We start from the raw sequence: 7,363 nt of genomic DNA, 5'->3' as shown, positions 1-7,363 counted from the left end.
TCGATGCCACGGGCCATTACACCTACACGCTGACAACGCCGGAGGCGAACGCCCCGGCCGGCAACAACGGCACCAACATCCAGAGCGGCACCGACGCGTTCACCTATACGGTGCAGGACGCCTTCGGCAACACCAACACCTCGACCATCACCATCTCCATCAAGGACGACGTGCCACAGATACTCTCCATTCAAAACACCGTTATGCCGAATGTCGCCGACACCGACGCCCACGGCACATGGCAGCCTGTCTTCGGCGCGGACGGCCCCAGCGCGACCGCCGCGATCGGAGTTGCAATGGGGACCGCACCCTCTGGCGAGACTTACTCGATCACCAATAACGTGGGCACCAGCGCGACCGGCGAGCAAATCAATCTGGTCACTGTGACTCCGACCACGGGGACGGCCTACACATTCTACGAGTACACCCATTATAATGCAGCAACCCATAGTTCGGAGATGCTCGCGTATCAGACGTTGGCTGGCGCTCAGTCGGGGCAGGCAAGCAATGAGTTCTTCACACTAACAATGGCGGCGGATGGGACATATGATTTCCATCTCGCAACGAACCAGTTGCAAACCACGACAACTTTTAATGGATCAAGCATCCCCCCCGGTAGCAATTACTACGTGGATGTTGCCGGGACGAGCATAACCAATGGCCAACACGCGAACGATCCAGTGCCTACCTCCGGCTATGACATTCTGATCCAAGGCGGCACCAACTATGTAGTGGCAACCGGTGGATTTACGCAGGGAACTGTCAATTCAAGCCAGAACAGCTTCGGGGTGAATAATGCCCACTTTAACCCTGGCGAGGTTGTGGATTTCAAGTTCGGCACGCCGCAACTCTCGGCCTCGTTCAGCATCGCCACGCCGCCGGCAGGCGAAAGCTTCCAGGTTTACATCTGGAACTCCGCACATACGGCGTACCTGACCGAGATGCTGACGGGGAACAATGTCGGTACGTTCACTGTCGACGCAGCCCACTGGACCGGCACCGGTGTCAATGACCTGGCACATTTCAATGCCTTTGTTGCCGCGAACGGCGGCGGCTTCTCGGAGATGGACGTCGTGAATAACGGGGTCACGGTTGACCTCACATCCATCAAATATAACGAGCAAGTGACGGTGGCCGATACAGCCCTGACCTTCGCTCCCACCATCACCGATGGCGACGGCGATGTTGCCTCTAGCGGCAGCAATCTGACGGTATCCTTGATCGGCAGCCACACCGGATACCAACTGTCTGGAGCCAACGCCGTTCTCGTCGCCAGCGCGAGCGGGCACGACACTTTTACGGGGAATGGAACCAACGACACGGTCGACTTCTCCAACGCGGCGAGCTCCGTCCAGGTCAATCTCTTGACGCACAGCTACGGTGGAGCGGCGAGTGGCGACACGTTGACTGGAATAGAGAACCTGATCGGTTCCTCGCATGACGACGTTCTGGTTGGCGACGCCAACAGTAATATCCTCTCCGGCGGCGGTGGGACGAATACGATGACCGGCGGCGCTGGCGCCGATACGTTCAAGATCGACCATCTCGACATCCATGACCTGATCACCGACTACAGCGGTGCCGGTGGGCAGGGCGACAAGATCGACCTGACGGCGTTGTTTGACGCGCCCGTGGGAAGCAACGACATCAGCAACTATGTCCAGTATGACACCAGCACCAAAATGCTGAGCGTCGACAGCACCGGTACGGGCAGCAATTTCGTCGTCGTCGCTGAGCTACAAAGCGGGCCGACCACCACCGGGACGATCAACATCCTTTACGATGACTCGAACCATCAGCAGCACACGGCCACCATTTAGCACTTATGCGCGGCCACGCTTCCATGCTAAGCATTAGTGAACCGTGAATTCGCAATTCGAAGAGGGGCTTACATGAAACATTCCGCAAGATTGCTGGCTTCGGCCGCGGCGCTGTTGGTGGCCGGGTCGACGGGGTTTGCCGCCGACATCATCGGCGAGCCGGCGGTGAATTATTGCCGCACTGTGGGCACGTCGGACCTGGTGCTGACCGACAACATGGTCGAGCTCAAGGACCATGTGGTGAAGCTGATGGACGAATCGGTCGCCGTCGCCAACAGCCCGGAATGGATCAACTCGTCGCGTCCCGCCTTCGTCTGGGCCTCGGAAGCCAAGGTCGCCTGCGGCATGGCCTATGGCTACCTCAAGACGAACTACAAGGACGAAGACACGCTCAACAAATGCGAGTGCTTCCACGACCGCATGGTCGAGTACATGCACTGAGCTGACGGGCAAGCGGACGCCGGCTGGCTGCGATGGTGGCCGACGGAGAACCGGCGAAGGCGATCGCGCTGGACCGGTCCGCCGTTTCACCGAAACGGCGAAACGGTCCATCTCTTTGTCTTGACGCAAGTGCGAGCGGAAAACCGCTGCGCAGTGTTCTTGGAGTTGCCCTGGCAGTCGCCTTGCTCGGCCTGGGGCAAACACCTGTCCACGCCAACTGGCTGGAACGACCGCAACCGTCGGGGACGCAGCCCGTGCGCTGCGACGCGGCGCCCGAGCGGACGCGCGCGACGTTCAAGGCATTCGCCACCTGCCAGGCGTCGCTCTACGGCCTCGAGCCGGTGCTGGCGCATGCGGTGATGGAGATCGAAAGCGGCTTCGATCCCGGCGTGCGCGGCGCCGACGGCGAGGTCGGGCTGATGCAGGTCATGCCGGCAACCGCGCGGATGCTCGGCTTTCGCGGCTCGCTCGACGAGCTTGGCGAGCCGGCCACCAACATCGCGCTCGGCGTCAGATATCTGGCGCAGGCAAACAGGCTCGCCGTGGGCGATCTTTGCACCACCGTGATGAAATACCGCGCCGGGCACGGCGAGACCGGCTTCTCTGTCCGCTCGGTCGACTACTGCCGGCGCGCACGCGCGATCCTGGCACGGGAAGGCCTCGACGCGACCGGGCCGCTGCCGGTGGCGACGATCGGATTCTCCGACGTCTCGACGATCGGCTTCTCCGACATCTCGATTGTCGGCTTGCCCGCCGCCGGCGAGGAGAAACGCGTCTGCGTGCGACGATCGTTCGTGCCGGGGCCGCGCTACATGAAATGCGCCGACTATCGCAGCCCGGCGCAAGCAAGGACGATACAGGCGCTGAGAGCGCGGCTGTTCGATGGCTGAAGCCATGATGCAAGAATTGCGGGACGGCCGGGCAGGCAAACGTTAAGAGAAGTGAAGGCGGACCGGGGCGAATACCGGCGGCAGATGGGATGGAAGCATCAAATGAAATGTGAGCGGCACGATCCGGACCTGAAGCGCGCCGCGCCCAAACGAATCGTTGCGGCGCGCTTCAGGTCTTTGTCAGATCCATGTCGTCTCCCCAAAACCGGGACCACTTTTGGGCGACATGCATTGGGGGCTCTCGCTCTCGGGCTCGTCGCGACGCTGTGCGGATGCCAGTCCAAGAGCGGCGCGTCGGACGTGCTCGATCCGTCGGCGATCACGGCACCCACCGGCCAGGCGGGCGCGCCCGCGGCGCCCGCCCAGCAGGCAAGCGGCCAGGCCTTGGGCAGTGCGGCCTTGGCCAGCGCGACCTCGGCCGGCCCGGCCTCGGCCGCCGCCGCCAAGGCCCAGCTGACGCTCGGCACGGGGCCGACCAAGGTGGCCATGCTGCTGCCGCTTTCGGCGCCCGGAAGCACGGGCGAGACCGGCCGGAAAATGTATGACGGCGCGCGCCTCGCAATGGCCGACCTCGGCGACAAGCTTCTGACGCTGACGATCGAGGACACGCGCGGCGACAGCAGCTACGCCAAGGACCTCGCGGTGAAGGCGATCACCTCGGGCACGGCGAAGGCGGTCATCGGGCCGTCCGAGCTTGCGGCCGCACAGCACCTTGCCAAGCTCTCCGGCTCCAAGCGGCCGCCGGTGCTGGCGCTGGCCGACAATTTCGCCGGCGGCCCCGGCGTCTATTCCGTGCGGCTCGGCGAAGCCGATAGCGCTGCGGCGGGCGCGGCGGCGGTCGCCGCCAAGGGCGCCAGGAAATTCGTGCTGCTGGTGCCTTCGGGCGCCGACTCGAGCGCCGTGGAATCCCGGGTTGCCAACGCACTCAGCATCTATGGCGCCACGCTTGCCGTGACCCTGCCCTATTCGGCGAGCGACGGCGGCGCCAAGGTGGTGTCCGACATGGGCTCGCTGGTCGAGGCGCCCGACGCCGTGGTCGTCGCCTGCGGCGACGGCAGCCCTGTCGCCGTGCTCGCGGCGCTGAAGGCCAAAGGCATTCCAGGCAAGGCGGTGACGCTGATCGGTACCGACCGTTGGCTCGAGCACCCGATGGATCCGCTCTACGAGGGCGCCTATATCGCGACGCTCGACCAGAGCGAGACCGGCCCGATCGCCGACCGCTTCAAGGCGACCTACAACTACCAGCCGGACGTCAACGTGGCCTATGCCTACGACGTGGTGGCGCTGAGCGCGGGCATCGCCAGCTCCGCCGGACCCGACGGCTTCAGCAAGCAGGTGCTGGAAAACACCAGCGGTTTCCGCGGCTCGACCGGCCTGTTCCGCTTCCGCGCCGACGGCTCGAGCCAAAGGTCGATGCCGTTTTTCAAGGTGGAGAAGGGGCGGCTGAAGCTGGTGGAGAAGTCGACGTCGGGGTTTTGAATTGCTCGCTGTCGGCACCTGCCGCACGACCTTGTTAATCAACTTCCGGCGAGAGCACTGTTCGTGGCGGCAGATTTGCGCCCTTGGCGGTCGAATCGATTCTGTAGGTAACCGATCTCACAATGACGATGGAAAGGGCCGCGATGGCTGCCCCAGCAATCAGGTCGATCATATGATGCCCACCCTCCGGCATCGTGCTGATGATCATGATAACTTCCAAGAGCAGTACAGGCCAAAAAACAACTCGAAAATAGCGCATCGAATAAGCGATCAGAACGCCTAGACTCGTATGGAAAGAAGGGAACGTCACGAGCGGTTGAGCTTCACTGAAATTTAAGGCGAATGGTTCGCCGGATCGTAGCTTCAACAAAGTTGTGTAGTGCCACATCCCCGCTTCAGAAGTGAAATTACTGAATGCGGCGGCTGGAGGCTTAAAGAACGCATATGCCCCGGCAGCAGGGACCAATGCCTCGACAACTCCTATTATTGTCAAGCAGACTGCGCTGGTTACATAGTATTCAAGCAGTCGGTCCAATCGATGCATCGAGGCATGAAAAACCGCGACCATCATCATCTGCAAACCGATCGAATGATAGGCTGCTACAAGGGTGGCACTAACAATCGGGCTGCTATTGGTCAATTTCAGGAAGGCAAGCCAGTCGAACCCGAACGCTCTGTCCATTCCTGCAAGGTTTCCGTCAAGCAGAGGCCTGCCGTTGGCAGAGGCAAGACAGATGAAGACCGCGATTGCCAGCCCGAAAGGAATCGCCAGGGCACACAAATGCAGCAACGTCTGTCCTGTTCCAACCAATTTGCGGATCAACCGAGCTGGACGAGACTCGTCGCCTCTAACGCGGTGACCGACCAGCGCGACTACTACATACAAAGCAACGACGAGGGCTACTATCTTTGCTATGATTCCCAGGTTTGACGGATCAAGATAGACGTTCGAGTAGGGCAGCCAAACGAATCCCGCCGCCGCAACGACTATCGTCAAAATCAACGACAGAAAGGCAAGCCGTCGAACTTCTGTATTGAGACGGTAGATCATGCCATGGCTCTTCGCCGAATTGTGCGCATTCTGGACCGTTCGTTCCTCGCTGACCGGATTTCGCTGACCAGCAACCTGCTGTGTCTCGTCGGTTAGCGGATGGGTTGCGACAAGAAAATGCTAGGCTCCGATCATCCACTATCGAGGGGCTTCAACTTCCGGAGGCGAAGGCTCATCTCGCCATCCAGGGACTGGCGACAAGCTTGGAACAAGCATCGGAATCCTTCGTCTATACGCCTCGTATTCGGGAAACGCCGCACCCAAGACTCTCTCCTCATTGACTATCCGCCGATATTGGAAGGCAACAACTATCGCGCCGACGACAACCGTCGACCAAGTCGGATTGCGAAGAATCACGCCGAGCAGAACGATCGCTTCACAGGCATAAAGAGGGTGGCGCACGAACTGGTACGGGCCGGTCGTAACGAGCCTCCTCGCTTGGGCAAGGATGCTGAATGATCGACCGAGCCGCCAGAGGCACCAGATACAGAGGACGAAACCGAGAATCGTGATGAGGTCGGCCACAATTTCCAGCTTTGGTGCCACCTGTACGCGGGGAACGGCAATCAAGGTGACGGTGGCAAGGCAACCGATCAGGGCGGAAATTCGGGGCTCGATTCCCTGTGCCGTCTTGAGGGGCGGAAGCCTCGCAACGGTCGTGACGACGACGAGCATCATGAAGCCGAGCGCTGCGATATTCGCTCCGATTTCGACCAGCCATCGCACCGTCCAGTCCGAATTGCTGACACCCGCGACCGTTGTCGCCGCTTTCAAAGTCGCGCAGACTGTGAAGTAAAGCGTCATCGTCGCGCGCCCAACGAAGTCACGCATCGCTGGTGGAGGGAGTTTCATTGGTTTTTCCCTTCGGGACAAATGGGTAGGCGAGTTGCTCGATATAGTTCGAGGGTACGGGGTCATCGACGCCATACCGTTCAGGCACAGTTTTGCCGGGCAGGTGCATCGTCCCAAAGATGACATCGATGATTGAGAGCTGCCCCGCAAAATTCTTGTCGTACGCCGCCCGCTCATTGGCGTGATGCCAATGGTGAAACTGCGGTGACGCAATCAGCCACCGAAGCGGCCCGAGGTTCAGCCTTACATTGGCATGCAGCAATAGGGCATGGGCGTGGAAGATGAATGCGAATAGGCCGATGGCTTCGTTGCTATACCCCAGCAAATAGACTGGGATGAAGGAAGCGCCTTTCGTCAGGATCTGATCAACTGGATGGATACGGTGCCCCGCAAGCCAGTCAAGTTCCTCGATGCTGTGATGGATTGCGTGGAAATGCCATAGAAACGGAATGGCGTGAAAGGTTCGGTGGGCGAAATAAAACGCTATGTCTGCAATTAAGATGATTTCTACGACCTGCAGCCAAATCGGTTGTGACGAGACGGTCATGCCAACAAAGGCGGGCACAAGCCAGCCCATCCAGCTCGTCGCGAACGTAATGACCGCAATCAGACCAAGGGTTATCGGCGCCCCGTTGAACACTGCGTAGACCAGATCATTCAGGAAAGCTCTTCGAAGAACTTTCTGGCTAGGCCGCAGGGCAAACAGACGCTCGATCGGCACAAAGATAAGCGCCGTGATCAAAAGAGCCTTGACACTCAAAACGTCCATGCGGCGCCCCCGCCGAAACCCGCACGATCCAATCACTTCGACAAAGTTAGCGCAAGCTTAT

General features: G+C 60.2%; 7 protein-coding genes. 4 read left to right on the top strand and 3 right to left on the bottom strand.

Annotation, left to right across the window (positions count from 1 at the left end):
• The 4 genes from LB525_RS28615 to LB525_RS26790 all read left to right on the top strand — a co-directional run.
• A partial coding sequence (locus LB525_RS28615) for a type I secretion C-terminal target domain-containing protein (protein WP_263492908.1) occupies positions 1–1,820 on the top strand: 1,820 nt, incomplete at its 5' end.
• Between the two features lie 72 nt (positions 1,821–1,892).
• Entirely contained in the window at positions 1,893–2,261 is a 369-nt protein-coding gene (locus LB525_RS26800; protein ID WP_224549243.1) for a hypothetical protein, read from the top strand.
• A gap of 254 nt (positions 2,262–2,515) precedes the next feature.
• A complete protein-coding gene (locus LB525_RS26795) occupies positions 2,516–3,151 on the top strand; it encodes a lytic transglycosylase domain-containing protein (RefSeq protein ID WP_318012422.1) in 636 nt (211 codons plus the stop codon).
• 231 nt (positions 3,152–3,382) lie between these two features.
• A complete protein-coding gene (locus LB525_RS26790) occupies positions 3,383–4,630 on the top strand; it encodes an ABC transporter substrate-binding protein (RefSeq protein WP_224549241.1) in 1,248 nt (415 codons plus the stop codon).
• A gap of 34 nt (positions 4,631–4,664) precedes the next feature.
• Here the strand turns inward: LB525_RS26790 and LB525_RS26785 are convergent, their stop codons facing one another.
• The 3 genes from LB525_RS26785 to LB525_RS26775 all read right to left on the bottom strand — a co-directional run bounded on the left by LB525_RS26785 (position 4,665) and on the right by LB525_RS26775 (position 7,302).
• Positions 4,665–5,681 (bottom strand): phosphatase PAP2 family protein, encoded by a 1,017-nt coding sequence (locus tag LB525_RS26785; RefSeq protein WP_224549239.1) that lies wholly within the window; start codon positions 5,679–5,681, stop codon positions 4,665–4,667.
• A gap of 138 nt (positions 5,682–5,819) precedes the next feature.
• Positions 5,820–6,533 carry a methyltransferase family protein gene (locus tag LB525_RS26780; RefSeq protein WP_224549237.1) on the bottom strand — a complete coding sequence of 238 codons (714 nt, stop codon included), beginning with the start codon at positions 6,531–6,533 and terminating at the stop codon, positions 5,820–5,822.
• Positions 6,505–7,302, bottom strand: a complete 798-nt coding sequence (locus tag LB525_RS26775) for a sterol desaturase family protein (RefSeq protein ID WP_224549227.1) — start codon at positions 7,300–7,302, stop codon at positions 6,505–6,507. The genes LB525_RS26780 and LB525_RS26775 overlap by 29 nt, the downstream gene beginning before the upstream one ends.
• Positions 7,303–7,363: the final 61 nt, after the last annotated feature.

The organism is Mesorhizobium sp. CA16 (assembly GCF_020165175.1).
Lineage (GTDB): Bacteria > Pseudomonadota > Alphaproteobacteria > Rhizobiales > Rhizobiaceae > Mesorhizobium.
The sequence above is the reverse complement of the archived record's forward strand: the minus strand, read 5'-3'. Positions and strand labels throughout refer to the sequence as shown.